The organism is Ornithinimicrobium humiphilum, assembly GCF_006716885.1.
Classification (GTDB): Bacteria; Actinomycetota; Actinomycetes; order Actinomycetales; family Dermatophilaceae; genus Ornithinicoccus; species Ornithinicoccus humiphilus.
In genome coordinates this window covers 1,886,052-1,906,686 of sequence record NZ_VFPU01000001.1, presented here as the reverse complement: position 1 = coordinate 1,906,686, position 20,635 = coordinate 1,886,052, and the positions used below count along the sequence as shown (strand labels likewise).

Genomic DNA, 20,635 nt, shown 5'->3' with positions numbered 1-20,635 from the left:
GAGAGATCGGCATGATCCTGTGCAGGGGACCAAGCCTCGTCGGCGTGAGGACAAGGTGGGTTCAACGATGACCGAGCACCCTGTGGGCGATTCCGGCTGGGCGGACGTGGAGCCGCACCAGAACGCCCTGATGAGTCTGCATGCGCGCGAGGAGGACGGCGCGGGTTTCGTGCCCGGCGTGCGGCGCATGGGCACCGGTCAGGCCCTGCATACGCTGGCCGAGGCCTCGCTCGACGACGTGCCCGTGTCGGCCCGCATCGGCACCCTCGGGGAGCTGGCCCGTGCCGGCTTCCCGGAGCTGGAGACGGCGGAGGCGCAGTACGTCGCCCTGGCCGAGTCGGTCGCGCAGGCGCGGACGGGCATCGACGCCCAGCAGCTGCTCGACGACGTCAAGGAGGCCGCGGGCGACGGCGTCCCCTTCTCCGCGCTGACCTCGGGCCGCTCGCTCGAGCACCACGAGGCCGCCTTCGTCGGCCAGGACGTCTGCAGCGTGCGCCGCGTGGTGACCGGCGGCCTGGCGGCGACGTGGGTGTTCTCGGAGTTCGAGACGAACGCGCCCTTCGAGAAGGTCGCCGACTGGGTCGACCCGCGCAGCTGGCCCCGGCGCGGTCCGATGCTGTTCAGGGGGATGGACCTCGTCGGCAGCGGGCGACCGGTCAGCCTGCCGGGGCCGCCGCGCTCGGAGGAGCACTGGCACGGGATCTTCCACGAGAAGGTGCAGATCGTGGGGCCGGTGAACACGCTGCTCCACTGCGACTTCTGGCGGGACGCCCGCGCCGCCGGCATGACCTACGACCTGGCCCTGAGTCTCGACGACCTGATCGAGGTCGATCGTGGCTTCCTCACGGTCAACGACCTGGGGCCGGTGCGCCGGGTCAAGGCCCTGAAGATCGTCGGCTTCCGGCAGAAGATCTGGGACCAGGTCACCACGCTGGTGCGCCCGTTCTGGACCGAATGGGTCCGGCGGGCGGTCGAGGGCGGCTCGAGCAGCCGCCCCGTGGAGACCCCCGGCCCGGGGCCGGCCGGGCCCGACCTGGACCCGGGCCGAGCCCCCGGCCACGACCGGCCCTCCGGCGGCCGCAACCTGTCCTGGCTGGAGCCGGCCGAGGACTGGATCCAGTTCGCCGCGGAGTCGAGCCGCACCTACGTGGACCTGCTGGACGACATGGCCGGCGCGGCCATGCAGCCCGACGTCCGCCCCGCCGACCTCCTCGGCCACCAGCGACGCATCTTCAACCAGCTGGCGCGCGACTGGTCCCAGGCCTGGGTGCACGGGATGGGCCTGCTCGGGCAGATCGCCGACGAGGGTCTGGAGCACGGCGTCGCCCCGCCCGACCGGTCCGGCGCGACCTTCACCGCCGCGGCGAGCGGCGTCCCCGGCCGGACGGTGCCCGCGGACCAGGCTGGGGCGGAGGGGACCACCGTGCCGCTGCTGGACCTGCGCCCGGACGACGCCCCCGCCGTCTCCGACCTGGTCTCGATCGAGGCGGGAGGCGCCCGCATCCCGGCCGCGAGCATCGCCGCCACGGTGACGCCGCTGGGGGAGGGGCACGCCGTGCGCCTGCGCGTCGACGGCACGTCCTGGTCGCCCGGGCTCTACGTCGGTGAGGTCGTGGCGCGGCCCGGTGCCGCGCCGGCCCCCGTGCAGCTCTACATCTCCCGGACCACCGAGGTCTGAGCGTGGTCGAGCTCGGCACGTCTGCGGAGTCCAGGCTGGACAGCCTGCTCGACCGCCTGCTCGGCTGGGCCGAGGTGTCCCTGCGCGCCGGCGACCTGGAGCAGGCGAGGGCCACCGCCGAGGAGGTGCGCGCCGTCGACCCCGGCAACGAGCGTGCCGTCGCGATCCTCCAACGGATCGCCGCGCGCCAGAGCGGACCGTGGGGGGAACGGGCCCTGATGACCCTGCTCTTCTCGGACCTCGTCGGCTCCACCCAGCTCTCCGAGCAGGTCGAGCCGGAGCAGTTGCGCGACCTGTTCGCGTTCTACCGGTCCGCCGTCGGAGACGCCGTCACCCGCTACGGCGGCTCGCTGGTGCAGTTCTACGGCGACGGCGTGCTGGCCGGATTCGGTTATCCCGAGGTGCACGAGGACGACGCCCGCCGGGCGGTCCTGGCCGGCCTCGACATGATCACGGCGATGCGTGATGCCCGGAGCGAGCTGGAGCGCCGGGTCGGGGCCTCGGCGGAGCTGCGTGTGGGCATCCACACCGGACGGGTCGTCATCACCGGCACCGGGGCGGACACCGACCTGCTCTCCCGCGACTCCATCCTCGGGGTCACACCCAACCTCGCGGCGCGGGTCCAGGGCGAGGGAGAGCCCGGGATGGTCGTGGTCAGCGACGTCACGCTCCAGCTCGTGGACGCCGACTTCTTCACCCGATCCCTCGGCGTGCGGCGGCTCAAGGGCATCACCCGCCCCGTGGAGATCTTCGCCGTCGAGCGTCCGCGCTACGCCGCGGCCCGGTTCACGGCCGACCGCTACCGGCAGTCGGGGCTCGTCGGCCGGGACGAGCCCGCCGCCCGGCTGCTGGTGGCCTGGGACGCCGTCCTCGCCCGCCCCGAGGACCAGGGTCGGGTGCTGGTCGTCGCGGGGGAGGCCGGGATCGGCAAGTCGCGGCTCGTCGTCGAGCTGCTCGACAAGGTCCAGACGACCGGAGGCACCGTGCTCGGCGCCGGCTGCCTGCCCTACTACTCCAACGTGCCGCTCTGGCCGGTGGCGCGCATGCTCGCCCGCACCGTCGCCGCGGAGCAGGGGACCTCGGACACCGCGCTGACGATCGAGGCGCTGGAGCGCCACCTCGGAGCGGCCGGGCTGGAGCCTGCAGCCTTCGTGCCCGTCCTCGGCCCGCTCCTCCAGCTGCCGCCGACGGCGTCCTACCCCGCCCTGGAGCTGGAGCCCAGCGCCCTGCTGGCTCTGACCCTGGAGCGTCTCGGCGACTGGTTGTCCGCGCTGGCCGGCCGGGCACCGTCCCTGCTCGTCGTCGAGGACCTGCACTGGGCCGACCCCTCCACGCTGGAGCTGCTGCACCTGCTCACCACCCGAGCGCCCGCCTCCCTGCTCACCGTCGCCACCACCCGCGACAGCGCCGTCGTGCCCGACCCCGAAGGGGCGGACCTGATCGAGCTCGGGCGGCTCGACGACGAGGCGGCCCTCCGCATCGTGGACAACCTCACCAGCGGTCAGGAGCTGCCGGCCGAGAGCCGCGAGGAGATCGTCGAGCAGGCCCAGGGCAACCCCCTCTTCGTCGAGGAGCTCACCCGTGCCTGCGTCACCGAGAACCGCACCGAGCCGATGCCGCTGCGCCTGCAGGAGCTCTTCACCTGGCGTCTCAAGGCCCCCGGCGTCGACCAGCGCGTCGTGCAGGTGGCCGCCACCGTCGGCCCGCTCTTCCGCGCCTCGGTCGTGTCGGCGGTGATCGGCGACGAGCAGGCCGTCGACGAGCAGCTCGGCTTCCTCGTGGACCAGGGGATCCTGGAGCCGACCCCGGCCGCGGGCGCCTACCGGTTCCGGCACGCCCTCATGCGCGACGCCGCCTACGAGATGCAGGTCCTGGACGTGCGCCAGCAGACGCACGCCGCCGTGGCAGACGTGATGGCCGGGATGGGCACCGAGCCAGCCATCGTCGCGACCCACCTCGACCTCGCGGGTCAGGAGGCGCGGGCGGCCCAGCTCTACATGGTCGCCGCCCAGGGCTCGCAGGCCGGCGGTGCCCACCAGGAGGCCACCCGCCTGGCCACCCGGGCGCTGGAGCTCTACGACCAGATGGAGCCCTCGGCCGAGCGGGACCTCGGCGAGCTCGGGGCCCGGATGCTGCGCATCCTCAGCGTCACCTCCCTGCGCGGCTACGCCGCTCCGGAGGTGCGCGCCGACCACGACCGGGCCGAGCTGCTGGCCTCCGAGCTCGGCGAGCGCCCCGAGGTGCTCGCCTCGATGTTCGCCATGTTCTCCTACCGGCTGACCAACGGGGACGCACGCACCGCCCTGGCCCTGGCGGACCGGATGCAGACGATGATCCGGTCGGCGGCGCTGGCCCCGATGTGGCCGGAGGTGGACGGCTGCTCGGGCTTCGCGCACCTCTACCTGGGGCACCTCGAGGACGCGAAGCGCTACTTCGTCCGGTCCGTGGACGGGCTGCGCGGCCGGCCTCCGGAGGAGGCGCTCGCCGCCGCCCTGTGGCCGCTGCCGAACGACCCGCTGGCGGCGGCCGAGGTCGGCCTCGCCTGCGTCGCGGCGCTGCAGGGCGACACCGCGGCGGTGGCGCGGCACGCCCGGCTCGCCGTCGACCACGCGGAGTCGCTGGGCTTCCCGCGCGGCCCCTTCACGGAGGGCTTCGTCAAGACCTACGTCGCGTGGACCCACCAGTTCCTGGGCGACCAGGAGGGCGCGGGCGCGGTGGCCCTCGAGGTGGTCGAGGTCGGCCGTCGGCACGGCTCGGCCTACTGGCAGGTCCTCGGCTCGGCCTACCTCCAGGGGCCGGCCGGCAGCGCCCCCGACCCCTCGCTGCTCACCGGGGTGGTCGAGAACCTGCGCCTGATGGGTCACGAGGCGTTCCTGGCGTCCATGCTCTCCTCGCTCGCCCGCACGGTGGCACGCAGCGGCGACGAGGCCGCGGCGTGCGAGCACCTCACGGAGGCGCTGCGCGTGGCCCACCGCACCGGCGAGCTCATCCACGTGCCCGAGCTGCTGAGGCACCGGGCCGCGCTGCTCGTCCGCGCCGGCGACCACGCAGCCGCCGCCGACGACCTGCGCGAGGCGCTGGCGCTCGCGTCCGAGCAGGCGGCCTGGGTGTCCCGGCTGCGCGCGGCGGTCGACCTCGCGGGGCTGCCCGAGCAGCACCGGCCCCCGGAGTGGCGCAGCCTGCTGGCCGATGCCAGGGCCGGCGTCCCGTCCACCTACGCGGCGCCCGAGACCGAGGGCGCGGACGAGCTGCTCGGCAGGTGACATGGGCCTGCCGCGTGTCGTCGTCCTCGGTGGCGGGATGGCGGGACTCACCACCGCCTGGGAGCTGAGCGCGGGCGACTGGCGCGAGCGCTACGCCTCGATCACCGTGCACCAGCGCGGCTGGCGCCTGGGCGGCAAGGGAGCGAGCAGCCGGGGCGAGCACGGGCGGATCGAGGAGCACGGGCTGCACGTCCTGCTCGGCTACTACGACGCGACCTTCCGCGTGCTGCGCGAGGTCTACGCCGAGCTGGACCGCGCCCGCACCGACCCCGGGTGCCCCCTCCTCGACTGGACGGACGCCCTCGTCCCCTCCGGGGACGTCGGCCTGGTGGACGTCTCCGGGCCCACGGCGCCCGAGCCCTTCGTCACCCGCTTCAGCCGCGACGGTCGGCTCCCCGGCGAGCCGGGCTCCGAGGACCGCCCGTTGCGCCCCGTCGACGTCGTGGTGCGCGGCCTGCGGCTGCTGGCGGACTTCCACGGGGCCGGGGTCGCCGACGGTCCCGTGGAGGTCTACCTCAGCACCTCGCCGCGGCCCCGGCCCGCCGGCGGTGCCGACCCCGCCGCCGCCCTGCGTGCGGGGCTGCTGACCACCCTGGCCGGGGCCGCGGTCACCCTGGAGCGCGTCACCGACGCCCTCGGGGCTCTGCCGTCCGCCTCCCTGCTCGGACCGGTGCGGGAGGTGCTCGAACTGGTGCGCGAGCAGCTGCGGGCCGCGACCCGTTCGAGCCCCGAGGCCTGGCGCACCACCGAGCTCGTCGACCTGGTCGCCACCGTCGTGCTGGGGCTGATCACCGACGGCCTGGTCGCGGAGGCCGACCTGTCGCGCATCGACCACCTGGACATGCGGGAGTGGCTGGCCCGGCACGGCGCGGCGGCAGCGACGCTGGACTCCCCGGTCGTGCGCGGAATGTACGACCTGGCGCTCGCCTACGAGGACGGCGACCGGACCCGTCCGCGCTTCGCCGCCGGGCTCGGCCTGCAGCTGGCGGCGCGGATGCTCCTGGACGCCAAGGGCGGGATCTTCTGGCGCATGCAGGCCGGGATGGGGGAGGTGGTCTTCGCCCCGCTCTACCAGGCGCTGGTCCGTCGGGGTGTGAGCTTCCGCTTCTTCTCCCGGCTCGACGAGGTCGCCCTCGACCCGGGCGGGCGCCGGATCGGCGAGATCCGCCTGACCCGGCAGGCGGACCTGGCGCCCGGCGTGGGGGACTACCAGCCGCTGGAGCGGCACGGCGGCCTGCCGTGCTGGCCCGCCCGTCCGCTCCTCGAGCAGCTCGACGGGGACCCCGGCCCCGATCTCGAGACGCTCCCGCTCTCCGGGCCGCCCCCGCCGGGGCGTGGCGTCACGGTCCTGCGCGACGGGGTTGACTTCGACGTGGCGGTCCTCGCCGTCTCGCTGGGCATGGTGCCGCACGTGGCGCCGGAGCTGGTCGAGCGCCTGCCCGCGTGGGGCCGGATGTGCCGCGAGGTGCGAACCGTGGCCACGATGTCGGCCCAGCTGTGGCTGGACGTCCCGGAGAGGGAGCTGGGCTGGCGCGGCCCGGACGGGGTGACCCTGAGCGGCTTCGGGGACACCTTCGACACCTGGGCCTCGATGAACCACCTGCTGCCCCGCGAGGAGTGGGCCGCCCCGGCGCCCCGCTCCCTGGCCTACCTGTGCGGCACCCTGCCCGACCAGCCCGACCACGAGACCGGGCTGCGGACCGTCCGGGAGACGCTCACCGGCTTCCTCGACAACGACGTGGGCACCCTGTGGCCGGCCGCGACGGGCCCGGACGGCTTCCGGTGGGACCTGCTGCACGACGACCTGGGACGGACCGGCCCGGACCGGATGGCGGCGCAGTACGTCCGCGCCAACCTCGATCCTTCCGACCGCTACGTCCTCTCCGTCCCGGGCAGCGGCGCCGCCCGCCTCGCTCCGGGCGGCACGGGCGTCGACAACCTCGTCGTCGCCGGCGACTGGACGGCCTGCGGGCTGGACGCCGGGTGCCTCGAGGCAGCGGTGCGCTCGGGAGTGCTGGCGGCGCGGGCCGTCGCGGAGCGCCCGGTCGGCCGAGGAGGAGACCGGTGAACGGGACCGCGGCCGACGTCTCCCGGCTGGCCCGGTCGGCGCTCGGCATGGCCGGGCAGGTCCAGGCCCTCGGTCTCGCCACGGCGGCCGCGGTCGCCGACCGCTGGCTCGGCGCGCTCGACCCGGCCCCCGGTCCGACCACCCACGCGGGACCGGCCGACCGCTGGGGAGACCTCCTCGGCGCGGTCGCCACCACCCCGACCGCCGACCGCCTCGTCCTCCCCGCCGCGGCCCCGGGGAACATCACCGGCGCCGAGCTCTGGGTGCACAACCCGACCGCCCGCCCCGTCGAGGTCGAGGTGCACGTGGGCCCGCTGACCTCGTCCACCGGAGGGACGCTGCCCACCGGGGCGGCCCGGGCGATGCCCGTCGGGGTCGCGCCCCGTGCCCCCCTCGTCGTGGCACCGGGCGGTGCCGCCCGGGTGCGTCTCGAGGTGGCGGTCCCCGAGGGCACGCCCGCGGGTCACCTGCACGGTGTGGTCACCTGCTCCGCCACGCCCCGGCAGGCCCTGCCCGTCGTGCTCGAGGTGCGTGCCGCGGGGGAGGCCGGCCCATGACCGCGACGACCGACCCGACCCCGCGCCTCGCCGCCTACGGCGAGACCGCCCGCCGCGCCGCCGCGGACTACCTGGCGCGCACGGACGCCAGCCCCTACCTGCTCGAACCCGCCGGCGACTACCTCGCCCGCAGCGGCAAGGGGCTCCGGCCGGCCCTGTGCCTGGCCACGAGCGAGGCCTTCGGCGGGTCGTCGACCGCGGCGCTGCCGTCCGCCGCGGCGATCGAGCTGCTCCACACCGCGATGCTCGTCCACGACGACGTGGAGGACGAGAGCGAGCTGCGCCGGGGATCGCCCACGCTGCACCTGCGCTACGGGCGCGCGAGCGCCATCAACGCCGGGGACGGTCTGGCCGTCGTCGCCCTGGGGGCCCTGCGCGACAACCAGGCGCTGTTCGGCAGCGACCTCGCGGGCCGGGTCTGGTCCGAGTTCGAGCTCATGGGACGCCGCACCGTGGAGGGCCAGGCCCGCGAGCTCGGGTGGCAGCGCGACAACGTCGTCGACCTGGGCCCGGAGGACTACCTCGACCTGATCCTGCAGAAGACCTGCTGGTACACCACCCTGCTGCCGCTCCGGGTGGGGGCCCTCGTCGGGTCCCAGGGCCGCGCCGACCTGTCGGCGCTCACCCGCTTCGGCTTCTACCTCGGCGCGGCCTTCCAGATCCGCGACGACGTCCTCAACCTCGTGGGGTCGACCGAGCACTACGGCAAGGAGGTCGCGGGGGACCTGCGCGAGGGCAAGCGCACGCTGATGCTCCTCCACCTGCTGGCCGCGGCGGCCCCCGCCGAGCGCGACCGGGTGGTCGGCCTCCTCGCCCTGCCGCAGGCCCGGCGCACGTCGGATCAGGTGGCCGACGTCCTGGACCTGATGCGCCGGCACGGGAGCATCGAGTTCGCGGAGGAGTTCGGACGGGGGATCGCACGGGCGGCGGCGGCCAGCTTCGAGGAGGCCTTCGGCCGCCTGCCTGACAGCTCCGCCAAGGACTTCGTGCGCGACCTCGTGCCCTACATGGTGCGACGCGACCGCTGAGCGGTCAGTCGCCCGCCGGGCCCAGCTGGAGCGTGGTGACGCAGGTGGGGCTTCCCGCCGTCGTGGACAGCGGCACCTCGCCGGTGCGCCCGTCCGTCGTGACCGCGAGCGTACCGCCGGCGATGCCGCGGGGCAGCCACAGCCCGGCGAAGCCGTTCGCCCCCGTGGCGCGCACGTCCTCCAGGACCACCTGCCCCGAGGCGTCCGTCACGGTGATCTCGAGCTCGTGGTCGACCAGCTCGCCCCGGCAGGTCGCCAGCGAGTGGTGGAAGCAGTCGTGCGTCCGCTCGGCGTAGGGCGCGACCGAGACGTAGAAGAGGTCCTCGGGCAACGGCACCGCCGTCTCACCGGTGTCGTCGCCGACCAGCACGACGTCCTCGCGCACGGAGGCCGTCATGGGCAGGGGCCGCTCGTCGGGGCGTGCCTCCAGCAGGTCGACGATCTCCCGGCCGCTCAGGCCGTCGAGGCCCAGCCCCTCGAGCAGCTCGTGGTCGACGCCGTTCTCCGCAGCGGCGGTCTGGGTCGCGGCCGGAGCGGGTGGGTCGGTCACCGCGCAGCCGGCACCCGGCATCACGAGGAGCAGGGACAGGACGGCTGCGGTGCGCGCGTGCACGGGGACGACCCTTCGTCGGCGGGGCGGACCCGTCCATACTACGCATCGTAGGAATAAGAGGTGGGCCCGCCCTCCCACGTGCCCCCGGGCGCCGGACGGGCCACACTGGGGGAGCAGGACACCGAGCACGCCAGCGAGAGGAGAGGGATCCCATGACCGGATCGCCGCAGCAGGACGGGTATGACGTGGTCGACCCCCGGGAGCTCGTCCCGGAGGACGACCGCGCGGACGAGCTCGAGGCGCCGCACGAGGTCCTTCCCGACGACGAGCGCGACGTCGACGACGCGGTGGAGAGCGAGGACGAGCGCCTCCTGCCCGACGACGAGCGCCCCGTGCCGGGCGGACCGGCGGACGACGCGGTCTGAGGCGAAGGCCCCGTCAGCGGCCCACGAAGGCCGCGCGGTGCAGCACCGCGTGCGAGGGCGTGATCCGCAGCGCGCCGTCGTCGTCGAGCTCGCCCGTGCCGTCGACCAGGAGGGTGTGACCGTCCGGCTCGCGGGGCGGCAGCAGCAGCGTGACCGCGGGCCGCTCGCCGACGACCCGACGGGCCGTGCGTCCGGGCTCGGCGACCACGACCGCGCCGGCGTCGAGGTGGAGCTCCACCTGGGCGACGTGGGGGCGCACGTCGCCCGACGTCAGCAGGTAGGCCACGTCGTGGCGCCCGAGCGCCTCCCCGAGGGCGGCCAGGTCGACCGGGATGCTCATGAGGCCATTCTGCCCGGCAGACTGGCCCCATGACCGCTGCCACCACCGGCCTGCTCCTCGCCGCCGGCGCCGGCCGCCGCTACGGCACGCCCAAGGCGCTCGTCGACACCGGTGACGGCCCGTGGGTGCTGCGGGCCGTCGAGACCCTGCTCGCGGGGGGCTGCACCGACGTCCTGGTCGTGACCGGGGCCGAGGCCGATCGGGTGGAGACGCTTCTGACGGACGGGGTCGACGACCGCGTCGCCGCCGTGCGGTGCGGCACGTGGGAGCAGGGGATGGGTGAGTCGCTGCGGTCCGGGCTGACCGCCCTCGCCACCCGGGGCCGCACGGTGCCGCACCGGGTGCTGGTCCACCTCGTGGACCTCCCGGACGTCGGGCCCGAGGTCGTGGCGCGCCTCCTGGCCGAGGCACCCGGGGCCGGGAGCGCGTTGGCACGGGCCGCCTACGAGGGGCGTCCCGGCCACCCGGTCCTGCTCGGCCGCGACCACTGGCAGGGTGTCCTGGACGCGTCGCGCGGGGACGCGGGGGCGCGTGCCTACCTGCGCCGTGCCACCCCGCTCCTCGTCGAGTGCGGCGACCTGGCCACCGGCGCCGACGTCGACGTGCCCGTCCGACCCTGACCCACCCTGCGCCGACCACGGGGCGGGGTGCCTAGACTCCGAGCATGAGCGCCGCCGACGTCCTCGCCGATCCCGCGTCCCTGAGCGCCGGGCTGGCCTCGACCGGCTACCTGGCCGACGAGGGCCTGGCCACGGTGGCGTGGCTGGCGCACGCGCTGCAGCGCCCGTTGCTCCTGGAGGGCGAGCCGGGCACGGGCAAGACCGCCCTGGCCGAGTCGCTGGCCTCGCTGCTCGACGTGCCGCTGGTGCGTCTGCAGTGCTACGAGGGGATCGAGGCGAGCCAGGCGCTCTACGACTGGGACTTCCCGCGCCAGATCCTGCACCTCCGCGCGGTCGAGACCGCCGCCGTCGCGGGTGGCGCGGCGCGCGCGCTGTCGGGCACGGACCTGGAGGCCGACCTCTTCGACGAGCGCTTCCTGCTCGCCCGCCCCGTGCTGCGGGCACTGCGCGAGGCGCCCTGCGTCCTGCTCGTCGACGAGGTGGACCGGGCCGACGACGAGTTCGAGGCCTTCCTGCTCGAGGTGCTCTCCACCTGGACCGTGACGATCCCCGAGCTGGGCACCGTCCGCGCGGGAACGCCGCCCTACGTCGTGCTCACGTCCAACCGCACCCGCGAGCTGCACGACGCGCTCAAGCGCCGCTGCCTCTACCACTGGATCGAGCACCCCGGCCTGGAGCGCGAGCTGGAGATCGTCCGGACCCGGCTGCCCGAGGTGGACGCGGCCCTCGCCGAGCAGGTCGTCGCCGTCGTGCACCGGCTGCGCGACGACGAGGGCCTGGTCAAGCCGCCCGGGGTGGCCGAGACGCTGGACTGGGCGCGTGCGCTGCACGCCCTCGGCGCCAGCCGGCTGGATCCCGAGACGGCCGCCCGCACGCTGGGCGCCGCGGTGAAGTACCGCGAGGACGCCGAGCGCGTGCGGGTGGCCCTGGACCGGGCGCTCACGCCCTGAGGGGTATGCCGTGAACACGGATCCACGGGTCGCGGAACCGCAGGCGGAGGGCTGGGAGATCGGCCAGTCGCTCGGCGGCTTCGCGCGCGCCTGCCGGGCTGCCGGGCTGCCCGTCACCGCCGACCGGGAGCGCACCTTCCTGTCGGCCTGCGCGGCGGTGGGGCTGCAGCGGCGCGAGGCCGTCTACTGGGCCGGGCGCGGGACGCTCTGCGCCTCGCCGGCGGACCTCGAGCCCTACGACCGTGTCTTCTCCGGCTGGTTCGGCGGCAGGCCGATGCACGGCGTCACCGCCCCGCCCGAGCAGCCGCGGGTGATCACGACCCAGGCCTCCCTCGACGAGCCCGGCGGCGGGGCGGGCGGGGAGGACGACGGCGAGATGGTCACCGCGGTGGCGTCCACGCAAGAGGTGCTGCGCCACCGTGACGTCGCCGGGCTGACGCCGGCCGAGAGGGCGGCGCTGCGCCGCCAGTTCGCCACGCTACGGCCGGCCACGCCCCTGCGTCGGGCTCGACGGCACACCCCCAGCGCGCACGGTGCGGTCGACGGACGCGCGACGGTCCGCACCCACCTGCGCAACCTCGGCGAGCCGTCCCGCATCCGCTTCCGGCGGCGCGCGACCCGCGCCCGGCGCGTGGTGCTGCTCGTCGACGTGAGCGGGTCGATGAGCGCCTACGCCGACTCGCTGCTGCGCCTGGCCCACCGCGTGGTCCAGTCGGCGCCCCGCACCACCGAGGTCTTCACGGTCGGGACGCGCCTCACGCACGTGACCCGGGCGTTGCGCGAGCGCGACGCGGACCGGGCGCTGCTGGCGGCGGGGGAGACGGTCCCCGACTGGTCCGGCGGCACCCGGCTCGGGCAGTCGCTGGCGGTCTTCCTGCAGCGCTGGGGGCGCCGCGGGATGGCGCGCGGTGCGGTCGTGGTGGTCTTCAGCGACGGCTGGGAGCGCGAGCACCCCGAGCTGCTCGGCGAGCAGATGCGCCGGCTGCGGGCGCTGGCGCACCGGGTGGTGTGGGTCAACCCGCACCGCGGCAAGGAGGGCTACCAGCCGGTGCAGGCGGGCATCGTGGCGTGCCTGCCGCACGTCGACGACTTCGTCGCCGGCCACTCGCTGGCGACCTTCCAGGAGGTACTCGACACGGTGGCGCGGGCCACCGGCACGGACGGGAGCGCACATGCGTGAGGTGCTGGACAAGCTGCTGGCGTGGTGGGACGAGGGTCACCCCGTCGCGATGGGGACCGTGGTCGGGACGTGGAAGTCGGCGCCCCGGCAGCCGGGGGCCGCCATGCTCGTCGGCCTCGACGGCGAGGCGGTGGGGTCGGTCTCCGGCGGCTGCGTGGAGGGCGCGGTCTATGAGCTGGGCCAGGAGGTCATCGCCTCCGGCACCCCCGTGCTGCAGCGCTACGGCGTCTCCGACGACGAGGCCATGGGCGTGGGACTGACCTGCGGCGGCATCCTCGACGTCTTCGTCGAGCGCGTCAGCCGCGAGGACTTCCCCGAGCTCGGGGAGGTCGCCGAGGACATCGCCGCTGGGCGGCCGGTCGCGGTCGTCACCGTGGTCGAGCACCCCGACCCGGCACTGCTCGGGCGGCACCTCGTGCTGCGCCCCGAGGGTGAGCCGACCGCGGGCAGCCTGGGCTCGGAGCGCCTGGACGCGGCCGTCTCCGACGACGCGCGCGGCATGCTGGCGCAGGGCCGCACGGCGACGCTCGAGTACGGCCCCGAGGGGGAGAGACGCGGCGAGGGCCTTCGGGTGTTCGTGGCCTCCTACGCGCCCCGGCCGCGCATGCTCGTCTTCGGCGCGATCGACTTCGCCGCCGCCGTGGCGCGCGTCGGATCCTTCCTGGGCTACCGCGTGACGGTGTGCGACGCCCGGCCCGTCTTCGCCACGCGGTCGCGCTTCCCGGAGGCCGACGAGGTCGTGGTCAGCTGGCCGCACCGCTACGTCGAGCAGGAGATCGCGGCCGGCCGCCTCGACGCGCGCACCGTCGCCTGCGTGCTGACCCACGACCCGAAGTTCGACGTGCCGCTGCTCGAGGTGCTCCTCGGCGAGGGCGCGCCGGACCTCGCCTACGTCGGGGCCATGGGGTCGCGGCGAACCCACGAGAACCGTCTGGAGCGGCTGCGCGAGGCCGGTCTGACCGACGAGCAGCTGGCGCGGCTGCGCAGCCCCATCGGGCTCGACCTGGGCGCCCGGACACCGGAGGAGACGGCGATCAGCATCGCCGCGGAGATCATCGCCGACCGGTGGGGCGGGGAGGGCGAGCCGCTGAGCCGGACCTCGGGCGCCATCCACCGGCACGGGGACTGAGACCCAGCACAAAACGCCTCGTCAACCCCTTGATCCGGGGGCGTCGACAGGCCAGGATGCGTAGGGACAACGACGTCCCTTTCCCGCTGGGAGGAACCAGATGACCCGTATCTCCGTGAAGGTCGACGGTGTGACCTACGAGGACGAGGTGGAACCCCGCACGCTCCTCGTGCACTACCTGAGAGAGACCCTGGGCAAGACCGGCACCGTGATCGGGTGCGACACCAGCAACTGCGGGGCGTGCACCGTCCACCTCGACGGCCGCAGCGTGAAGTCCTGCAACGTGCTGGCCGTCCAGGCGAACGGTTCGGAGGTGACCACCATCGAGGGTCTGGCCGTGGGCGAGACCCTCACCCCGGTGCAGGAGGCCTTCCGCGACTGCCACGCGCTGCAGTGCGGTTTCTGCACCCCGGGGATGATCATGCAGGCCACCGACCTGCTCAACGAGAACCCCTCGCCCGACGAGGACTACGTCCGTCAGCACATGGAGGGCAACCTCTGCCGCTGCACCGGCTACCACAACATCGTCAAGGCCGTCCTCCAGGCGGCCGGCGCCACCACGGGAGGGGAGCAGGCATGACCATCACCGAGGAGCCCGCCGTCACGCGCGAGGTCGGCCGCGACCGGCGTCGCAAGGAGGACCAGCGCCTCATCACCGGGCGCACCCGCTGGACCGACAACCTGCAGCTGCAGGGGATGCTGCACGTGGCCATGGTTCGCAGCCCCTACGCCCACGCCCGCATCACGCAGATCGACACGAGCGCAGCCCGGGAGTCGGCCGGCGTGATCGCCGTGCTGACCGGCCAGGACCTCAAGGACCACCAGGGTTCGCTGCCCTGCGCGTGGCCGATCACCGACGACCAGAAGTCCGCCCCGCACCCGGCCGTCGCCGTCGACCGCGTCGCCTTCGCCGGCGAGGTGGTCGCGGTCGTGGCGGCCCGCACCGCCGCGCAGGCCCGTGACGCCGCCGAGCTCGTCGACGTCGACTACGAGGAGCTGCCCGCGGTCGTCGACCTCAAGCAGGCCGCCGCCGACGAGGTGCTGGCGCACCCCGACCTCGGCACCAACGTCTCCGCGCGGTGGATCTTCGACTCCTCCGAGGCGGGCACCGGCGGTGACGTCGAGGAGGCGATCCGCGGCGCGGAGGTCCTCATCGAGCGCGAGTACCGCCAGCAGCGCCTCATCCCGTCGTTCATGGAGCCGCGCTCGGTCGTCGTGGACCCCACCGGCGAGCAGTTCGTCATGTGGTCGGCCACCCAGGTCCCGCACATCCTGCGGCTCATGCTCGCCCTCACCCTCGGCGTCCCCGAGTCCAAGGTGCGTGTCATCGCTCCGGACGTGGGCGGCGGCTTCGGGGGCAAGCTGCAGGTCACCCCCGAGGAGATCCTCACCTTCCTCGTGGCGCGCCACACGGGCCGTCCGTGCAAGTGGACCGAGACCCGCAGCGAGTCGCTGCTGGCTGCCCACCACGGCCGCGACCAGTGGCAGAAGCTCACCCTGGCGGCCCGGCGCGACGGCACCGTGACCGGTCTCAAGGTGGAGCTCCTCGCCGACATGGGCGCCTACCTGGGTCTGGTCACGCCCGGCGTGCCCATCCTCGGCGCGTTCATGTTCAACGCGATCTACAAGTTCCCGAGCTACCGCTTCGACTGCACCAACGTCTTCACCAACAAGACGTGGACCGACGCCTACCGCGGGGCCGGCCGACCGGAGGCCACCTTCGCGATCGAGCGCCTCATGGACGAGCTGGCGGCCGAGCTGGGCCGCGACCCGCTCGAGGTGCGCGAGCAGAACTGGATCAAGCACGAGGAGTTCCCGTTCACCACCGTGTGCGGTCTCGAGTACGACTCCGGCAACTACGAGGCCGCGACCGCGCGGGCCAAGGAGCTCTTCGGGTATGACGAGCTGCGGGCCGAGCAGGCCCGTCGCCGGGCCAACGGCGACCGGGTGCAGCTGGGCATCGGCATCTCGACCTTCACCGAGATGTGCGGCCTCGCGCCCAGCCGGGTGCTCGGCTCGCTCAACTACGGCGCGGGCGGCTGGGAGCACGCCTCGGTGCGGATGCTCCCCAGCGGCAAGGTCGAGGTCATCACCGGCTCCTCGGCCCACGGGCAGGGCCACGAGACCGCGTGGAGCCAGATCGTCGCCGACCAGCTCGGGGTGCCCTTCGAGGACGTCGAGGTGCTGCACGGCGACACCCAGATCAGCCACCGCGGTCTGGACACCTACGGCTCCCGCTCGCTCGTCGTCGGCGGCCAGGCCGTCATCGACGCGGCCAAGAAGGTCATCGAGAAGGCCAAGCCCCTCGCGGCCCACGTCCTCGAGGCCAACGTGGACGACCTGGAGTTCTCCGACGGCCGCTTCACGGTCCGGGGTGCGGGCTCCGGGCAGGAGGGCCTCAGGCTCACCGACCTGGCCCTCAGGGTCTTCGCCGCCCACGACCTGCCGGACGGCATGGAGCCCAGCCTCGACGCCGACGCGACCTTCGACCCGGTCAACTTCTCCTTCCCGCACGGCACCCACCTGTGCGCGATGGAGGTCGACACCGAGACCGGGCAGAGCACGATGCGGAAGTACGTCTGCGTCGACGACATCGGCAACGTCGTCAACCCGCTCATCGTCGACGGCCAGGTGCACGGCGGCCTCGTCCAGGGCATCGCGCAGGCGCTCTGGGAGGAGGCGGTCTACGACGACCAGGGCACCCTGGTGACCGGGTCGTTCGTCGACTACACGCTGCCGACCTCGGCCGACACGATCAGCTTCATCACCGACCGCACCGTCTCGCCGTCGACGACCAACGACCTGGGCGCCAAGGGCGTGGGCGAGGCGGGCTGCATCGCCTCCACCCCCGCCGTGGTCAACGCGATCGTCGACGCGGTCCGGCCGATGGGCGTCGACGACATCACCATGCCGTGCACCCCGGAGCGGGTGTGGCGCGCGATCCACCGGGGCGGCTCCGGGGGCGCGACCGAGGAGGCGGCGGCGCCGCACTTCGAGGCCGGCGAGCCCAACGCCGACCTGCCCGCCGACGACGGTGGCGATACCGACCCGATGCGCACGGAAGGAAGCCTGTAGATGATCCCCGCACAGTTCGACTACGTCGCGCCGGCGACGGTCCAGGAGGCGCTGGCCCTGCTGGCCGAGCACGGCGACGACGCCAAGGTGCTGGCGGGCGGGCAGTCCCTGCTCCCGGTCCTGCGGATGCGGCTCAACGCCCCCGGCGTGATCGTCGACATCTCGGGCATCTCCGAGCTGCGCTCGATCACCGACGAGGGCGACGCCATCCGCATCGGCGCCGCGTCCACCTACCAGGACGTGCTCGACTCGGCCCTCGTCAAGGAGCACCTGACGCTCCTGCACCAGGCCGTCTCCGAGGTCGCCGACCCGCAGATCCGCCACCGCGGGACCGTCTGCGGCGCGCTGGCGCACGCCGACCCCGCGGGCGACGTCGGTGCTCCCGTGCTGGCGCTCGACGCCCGCATGGTCATCTCGGGACCGGGCGGGGAGCGGACGGTGCCCGCCGCCGAGTTCTTCGTCGACATCTTCGAGACCGCGATCGGTGACGGCGAGCTGCTCACCTCGGTGGTGATCCCCAAGCACACCGGCTGGGGCAGCCACTACGAGAAGTTCGTCCGGGTCTCCCACCAGTGGGCCATCGTCGGCGTGGCCGCCGCGGTCCGCTCCGAGGGCGGCACGATCGCCGAGGCCCGGGTGGGGCTCACCAACATGGGATCCCGGCCGCTGCGGGCCAGCGCCGTCGAGCAGGCCCTGACCGGCCAGCCGGCGACGGAGGCGGCCGTCGCCGCGATCTGCGCCCGCGCCGGCGAGGGCACCGACCCGCCGTCCGACCTCAACGGCCAGGCCGACTACCGCCGTCACGTCGCCGGGGTGCTCACCCGCCGGGCCGTGCTGGCGGCCGCCGGTGGGGCGGGCTGATGGCGCTGCAGCTGGAGCACAGCTTCACCGTCGCGGCCCCTCCGGAGGAGACGTGGGCTCTGCTCACCGATCTCAAGACGGTCGGCGGGTGCTTCCCCGGCGCGACTGTGACGGAGGCCGACGCGCAGACGTTCGCGGGCAACGTCAAGGTCAAGCTCGGTCCCATCGCCGTCACCTACGACGGCAAGGGGAGCTTCGTCGAGCGCGACGACGAGGCGCACCGGGCCGTCATCGAGGGCACCGGCAAGGGTCTGCGCGGCCTGGGCAACGCCGGCGCGAAGGTGACGGTCCAGCTGGCCCCGGACGGCACCGGCACCCGCGCCGACGTGCTCACCGAGCTCAACATCACGGGCAAGCCCGCGCAGTTCGGCCGGGGCGTCATGCAGTCGGTCTCCGACAAGCTCCTCGCCCAGTTCGTCGCCTGCGTGGAGTCCAAGCTCACCGGAGAGCCCGACCGGTGACCGAGCAGCCACCTCCGGGCCTGGGCGAACCGCCCGGAGGTGGCGCCGCCGGCAGCCCGCCGCCCCTCGGGGCGGCGGGCGCGTCCGGCTGGGAGCGCGCCCGCTCCCGCTGCACGGCGTGCGGCAGCCAGGGGCTGCTCGACGAGGGCTACCTCTCGGACACCGGTGACGGGTCCAAGGGCTACGTCCGGTGGGTGGCGGGCGCCCGGGACACCAGCCTGTTCGGCGGTTTCGCCTCCGTGGGGGCGGCCAGGGTGCTCGTGCGGGCCTTCCGGTGCCGCGAGTGCAACCACCTGGAGCTCTTCGCCGAGGAGCGCGCCTGAGCGTGCGCCGACCCGGCCCCACGGCATACCCCGCGCCGGGCGCGCGCGGGATGTCTAGGCTGGCGGGCATGACTTCCACGCCGAGCGAGGACCTGACCACCACGGCCGAGGACGAGGCCGTCCGGATCTGCCGGGAGCTCATCCGGATCGACACGAGCAACTACGGCGACGGCAGCGGGCCGGGGGAACGGGCCGCGGCGGAGTACGTCATGGGCCTGCTCCAGGAGGTCGGGCTCGACCCGCAGCTCACCGAGTCCGAGCCGGGCCGCGCCAGCGTCGTGGTCCGCACCGAGGGGCGCGACCCGGGCCGCGGCGGCCTGGTGCTGCACGGGCACCTCGACGTCGTGCCGGCGGAGGCGTCCGACTGGTCCGTCGACCCGTTCGCCGCCGAGGAGCGCGACGGGATGATCTGGGGCCGCGGCGCGGTCGACATGAAGGACATGGACGCGATGCTCATCGCGACCCTGCGCCAGCTGGCCCGCTCCGGCGAGAAGCCGCCGCGCGACATCGTCTGGGCGTTCTTCGCCGACGAGGAGGCCGGTGGCGTCAAGGGCGCCGGGCACGTCGTCGCCGAGCACCCGGAGTGGTTCGAGGGCTGCACCGAGGCCATCTCCGAGGTCGGCGGCTTCTCCGTGACGCTGCCCGACGTGGCGACTGGTGCCCCCACCCGCGCCTACCTGCTGCAGACCGCCGAGAAGGGCATCGCCTGGCTCCGGCTGCACGCGCACGGGCGCGCGGGACACGGTTCGGTGCCCAACGACGAGAACGCCATCGTGCGCCTGGCCGAGGCCATCGCGCGCATCGACGCCCACCCGTGGCCGCGCACCTACATCGCCTCGGTCCGCGAGCTCTTCGACGGGGTGGCGCAGATCGTGGGCGATACCTGGTCGGAGGACTCCCCGGCCGACCTGCTGCAGCGCCTCGGCGGCGCCCGTCGCTTCGTCGAGGGCACGCTGCGCGACACCGCCAACTTCTCGATGCTGACCTCGGGCTACAAGCACAACGTCATCCCGCAGACCGCGAGCGCCTCGCTGGACTGCCGCTTCCTGCCCGGGCACGAGGACGAGCTGCTCGACACGATCCGCGAGCTGGCCGGCGAGCACGTCGAGGTCGAGATCGTCCACAAGGACGTCGCCCTCGAGGCCCCCTCCTCGGGCGAGCTGGTCGAGTCGATGAAGCGGGCGCTCCTCAAGGAGGACCCGGGCGCGCACGTGCTGCCCTACTGCCTCTCGGGCGGCACGGACAACAAGCACCTGTCGCGGCTGGGCATCACCGGCTACGGTTTCGCGCCGCTGCGGCTGCCCGAGGACCTCGACTTCGTCGGGATGTTCCACGGCGTCGACGAGCGGGTGCCGGTCGACTCCATCCGGTTCGGCACGCGCGTGCTGGGTCAGCTCGTCGCCGACTGCTGAGAGCGGGCCGCGGTCTGCCGCGCGGCTCAGGCCGTGCGGCGGACGCGGATGATCTTGCGGCGGAGGGTGGCCCGGCGGACCCCGCCCCAGAAGAGGGTCACCCGCACCAGCTCCCAGTGGCCGTACTCCGCGGCCTCGGTCAGGGCTGCGCGCACCTCGGCACGGCTGGCGTCGCGGGGGAAGCGCAGCTCCCGGAACTCGTACTCCACCATGGTGACGGACAGCATAGGCAACCTAGGCGTCGCGGGCACCGCCCCCGTGCCGCGCGCCGGGCTTTCACGCTAACGTCAGGGGCATGACCTCCGACCCCCGCGCTGCCCTGTCAGCCCTCGTCGCAGCCCTCGAGACGCACCTGGAGACCGCCGCGGTCCGGCGGGGTGAGGACGACCCCGCGGTCGTGGAGGCCTACGAGCGCGTCGCGGAGGCGTTCACCGCCTACGACGACGCCCTCCTGGACGCCTACGGCGAGGTCACGCCCCTCGAGGTCTACGACGAGGACCTGGTCGACGAGATCGACGACGAGGACGACGACGAGGACGACTTCGAGGAGGAGTTCGAGGACGACGAGGACTCCGACGACGTCGACGACGACCTTGAAGACGACGACGACACCGACGACCTCGAGGACGACGACGAGGACGAGACGGACGACCCATACCTCGGGCTGGACGACGAGGAGTTCGACGTCGACGAGAGCCCGAGGGGCTGACAC

20 protein-coding genes are annotated in these 20,635 nt (G+C 74.2%); 17 read left to right on the top strand and 3 right to left on the bottom strand.

The features are described from left to right. Nucleotides 1-130 precede the first annotated feature (130 nt). Genes FB476_RS09015 through FB476_RS08995 form a run of 5 tightly spaced genes read left to right on the top strand, consistent with a single transcriptional unit; the run spans nucleotide 131 to nucleotide 8,594 of the window. Entirely contained in the window at nucleotides 131-1,678 is a 1,548-nt protein-coding gene (locus FB476_RS09015) for a hypothetical protein (RefSeq protein ID WP_141818464.1), read from the top strand. 2 nt (nucleotides 1,679-1,680) lie between these two features. Further along, nucleotides 1,681-4,941, top strand: coding sequence for an ATP-binding protein (locus FB476_RS09010; RefSeq protein WP_141818463.1), 3,261 nt, complete (start codon nucleotides 1,681-1,683; stop codon nucleotides 4,939-4,941). Between the two features lies 1 nt (nucleotide 4,942). Further along, nucleotides 4,943-7,009: an FAD-dependent oxidoreductase gene (locus FB476_RS09005; RefSeq protein ID WP_202876943.1), complete on the top strand. Its 2,067-nt coding sequence runs from the start codon at nucleotides 4,943-4,945 to the stop codon at nucleotides 7,007-7,009. Further along, entirely contained in the window at nucleotides 7,006-7,566 is a 561-nt protein-coding gene (locus tag FB476_RS09000) for a hypothetical protein (RefSeq protein ID WP_141818461.1), read from the top strand. Before FB476_RS09005 ends, FB476_RS09000 begins: the two co-directional genes overlap by 4 nt. After that, nucleotides 7,563-8,594 (top strand): polyprenyl synthetase family protein, encoded by a 1,032-nt coding sequence (locus FB476_RS08995; RefSeq protein ID WP_141818460.1) that lies wholly within the window; start codon nucleotides 7,563-7,565, stop codon nucleotides 8,592-8,594. Before FB476_RS09000 ends, FB476_RS08995 begins: the two co-directional genes overlap by 4 nt. Before the next feature lie 4 nt (nucleotides 8,595-8,598). Here the strand turns inward: FB476_RS08995 and FB476_RS08990 are convergent, their stop codons facing one another. Beyond that, a complete protein-coding gene (locus FB476_RS08990) occupies nucleotides 8,599-9,207 on the bottom strand; it encodes a CueP family metal-binding protein (RefSeq protein WP_141818459.1) in 609 nt (202 codons plus the stop codon). Nucleotides 9,208-9,359: 152 nt separating this feature from the next. Between FB476_RS08990 and FB476_RS08985 the strand changes: the two genes are divergently transcribed. Next, nucleotides 9,360-9,572 carry a hypothetical protein gene (locus FB476_RS08985; protein WP_141818458.1) on the top strand — a complete coding sequence of 71 codons (213 nt, stop codon included), beginning with the start codon at nucleotides 9,360-9,362 and terminating at the stop codon, nucleotides 9,570-9,572. A gap of 13 nt (nucleotides 9,573-9,585) precedes the next feature. Here the strand turns inward: FB476_RS08985 and FB476_RS08980 are convergent, their stop codons facing one another. Continuing rightward, nucleotides 9,586-9,912: a pyridoxamine 5'-phosphate oxidase family protein gene (locus tag FB476_RS08980; RefSeq protein ID WP_141818457.1), complete on the bottom strand. Its 327-nt coding sequence runs from the start codon at nucleotides 9,910-9,912 to the stop codon at nucleotides 9,586-9,588. 29 nt (nucleotides 9,913-9,941) lie between these two features. Here FB476_RS08980 and FB476_RS08975 point away from each other — a divergent pair, with 29 nt between their 5' ends. The 10 genes from FB476_RS08975 (at nucleotide 9,942) to FB476_RS08930 (ending at nucleotide 19,923) form a co-directional block, all read left to right on the top strand. Further along, the gene (locus tag FB476_RS08975) at nucleotides 9,942-10,532 is read left to right on the top strand and encodes a nucleotidyltransferase family protein (protein ID WP_141818456.1); all 591 of its coding nucleotides are present in this window, start codon (nucleotides 9,942-9,944) and stop codon (nucleotides 10,530-10,532) included. 44 nt (nucleotides 10,533-10,576) lie between these two features. Next, on the top strand, nucleotides 10,577-11,482 hold the full coding sequence (locus FB476_RS08970) for an AAA family ATPase (protein ID WP_141818455.1): 906 nt from the start codon (nucleotides 10,577-10,579) through the stop codon (nucleotides 11,480-11,482). Between the two features lie 10 nt (nucleotides 11,483-11,492). Next, nucleotides 11,493-12,662, top strand: a complete 1,170-nt coding sequence (locus FB476_RS08965; RefSeq protein ID WP_141818454.1) for a vWA domain-containing protein — start codon at nucleotides 11,493-11,495, stop codon at nucleotides 12,660-12,662. Further along, nucleotides 12,655-13,791 (top strand): XdhC family protein, encoded by a 1,137-nt coding sequence (locus tag FB476_RS08960; RefSeq protein WP_141818453.1) that lies wholly within the window; start codon nucleotides 12,655-12,657, stop codon nucleotides 13,789-13,791. Before FB476_RS08965 ends, FB476_RS08960 begins: the two co-directional genes overlap by 8 nt. 100 nt (nucleotides 13,792-13,891) lie before the next feature. Next, complete coding sequence (locus tag FB476_RS08955) at nucleotides 13,892-14,371, top strand: (2Fe-2S)-binding protein (protein ID WP_141818452.1); 480 nt, start codon at nucleotides 13,892-13,894, stop codon at nucleotides 14,369-14,371. Next, nucleotides 14,368-16,866: a xanthine dehydrogenase family protein molybdopterin-binding subunit gene (locus FB476_RS08950; protein WP_141818451.1), complete on the top strand. Its 2,499-nt coding sequence runs from the start codon at nucleotides 14,368-14,370 to the stop codon at nucleotides 16,864-16,866. The genes FB476_RS08955 and FB476_RS08950 overlap by 4 nt, the downstream gene beginning before the upstream one ends. After that, entirely contained in the window at nucleotides 16,867-17,727 is an 861-nt protein-coding gene (locus FB476_RS08945) for an FAD binding domain-containing protein (RefSeq protein WP_141818450.1), read from the top strand. Further along, on the top strand, nucleotides 17,727-18,188 hold the full coding sequence (locus tag FB476_RS08940; protein WP_238329636.1) for an SRPBCC family protein: 462 nt from the start codon (nucleotides 17,727-17,729) through the stop codon (nucleotides 18,186-18,188). Before FB476_RS08945 ends, FB476_RS08940 begins: the two co-directional genes overlap by 1 nt. Beyond that, nucleotides 18,185-18,511 carry a hypothetical protein gene (locus FB476_RS16670; RefSeq protein WP_202876942.1) on the top strand — a complete coding sequence of 109 codons (327 nt, stop codon included), beginning with the start codon at nucleotides 18,185-18,187 and terminating at the stop codon, nucleotides 18,509-18,511. Before FB476_RS08940 ends, FB476_RS16670 begins: the two co-directional genes overlap by 4 nt. A gap of 68 nt (nucleotides 18,512-18,579) precedes the next feature. Then, a complete protein-coding gene (locus FB476_RS08930) occupies nucleotides 18,580-19,923 on the top strand; it encodes a M20/M25/M40 family metallo-hydrolase (protein ID WP_141818449.1) in 1,344 nt (447 codons plus the stop codon). Nucleotides 19,924-19,949: 26 nt separating this feature from the next. Here FB476_RS08930 and FB476_RS08925 read toward each other — a convergent pair whose 3' ends face one another. Next, entirely contained in the window at nucleotides 19,950-20,150 is a 201-nt protein-coding gene (locus tag FB476_RS08925) for a DUF5703 family protein (protein WP_238329635.1), read from the bottom strand. Between the two features lie 68 nt (nucleotides 20,151-20,218). On the opposite strand from FB476_RS08925, the gene FB476_RS16665 reads away from it, so the two are divergent. Beyond that, nucleotides 20,219-20,632: a hypothetical protein gene (locus tag FB476_RS16665; RefSeq protein ID WP_202876941.1), complete on the top strand. Its 414-nt coding sequence runs from the start codon at nucleotides 20,219-20,221 to the stop codon at nucleotides 20,630-20,632. Nucleotides 20,633-20,635 lie beyond the last annotated feature (3 nt).

Bases quoted from the DNA above. Each gene is read 5' to 3' on its own strand.
- FB476_RS08980 (WP_141818457.1), bottom strand. From the start codon at position 9,912: ATGAGCATCCCGGTCGACCTGGCCGCCCTCGGGGAGGCGCTCGGGCGC.
- FB476_RS08925 (WP_238329635.1), bottom strand. From the start codon at position 20,150: ATGCTGTCCGTCACCATGGTGGAGTACGAGTTCCGGGAGCTGCGCTTC.
- FB476_RS08945 (WP_141818450.1), top strand. From the start codon at position 16,867: ATGATCCCCGCACAGTTCGACTACGTCGCGCCGGCGACGGTCCAGGAG.
- FB476_RS16665 (WP_202876941.1), top strand. From the start codon at position 20,219: ATGACCTCCGACCCCCGCGCTGCCCTGTCAGCCCTCGTCGCAGCCCTC.
- FB476_RS09005 (WP_202876943.1), top strand. From the start codon at position 4,943: ATGGGCCTGCCGCGTGTCGTCGTCCTCGGTGGCGGGATGGCGGGACTC.
- FB476_RS08930 (WP_141818449.1), top strand. From the start codon at position 18,580: ATGACTTCCACGCCGAGCGAGGACCTGACCACCACGGCCGAGGACGAG.
- FB476_RS08975 (WP_141818456.1), top strand. From the start codon at position 9,942: ATGACCGCTGCCACCACCGGCCTGCTCCTCGCCGCCGGCGCCGGCCGC.
- FB476_RS08960 (WP_141818453.1), top strand. From the start codon at position 12,655: ATGCGTGAGGTGCTGGACAAGCTGCTGGCGTGGTGGGACGAGGGTCAC.
- FB476_RS08950 (WP_141818451.1), top strand. From the start codon at position 14,368: ATGACCATCACCGAGGAGCCCGCCGTCACGCGCGAGGTCGGCCGCGAC.
- FB476_RS08940 (WP_238329636.1), top strand. From the start codon at position 17,727: ATGGCGCTGCAGCTGGAGCACAGCTTCACCGTCGCGGCCCCTCCGGAG.
- FB476_RS08955 (WP_141818452.1), top strand. From the start codon at position 13,892: ATGACCCGTATCTCCGTGAAGGTCGACGGTGTGACCTACGAGGACGAG.
- FB476_RS09015 (WP_141818464.1), top strand. From the start codon at position 131: ATGAGTCTGCATGCGCGCGAGGAGGACGGCGCGGGTTTCGTGCCCGGC.
- FB476_RS08970 (WP_141818455.1), top strand. From the start codon at position 10,577: ATGAGCGCCGCCGACGTCCTCGCCGATCCCGCGTCCCTGAGCGCCGGG.
- FB476_RS08995 (WP_141818460.1), top strand. From the start codon at position 7,563: ATGACCGCGACGACCGACCCGACCCCGCGCCTCGCCGCCTACGGCGAG.
- FB476_RS08985 (WP_141818458.1), top strand. From the start codon at position 9,360: ATGACCGGATCGCCGCAGCAGGACGGGTATGACGTGGTCGACCCCCGG.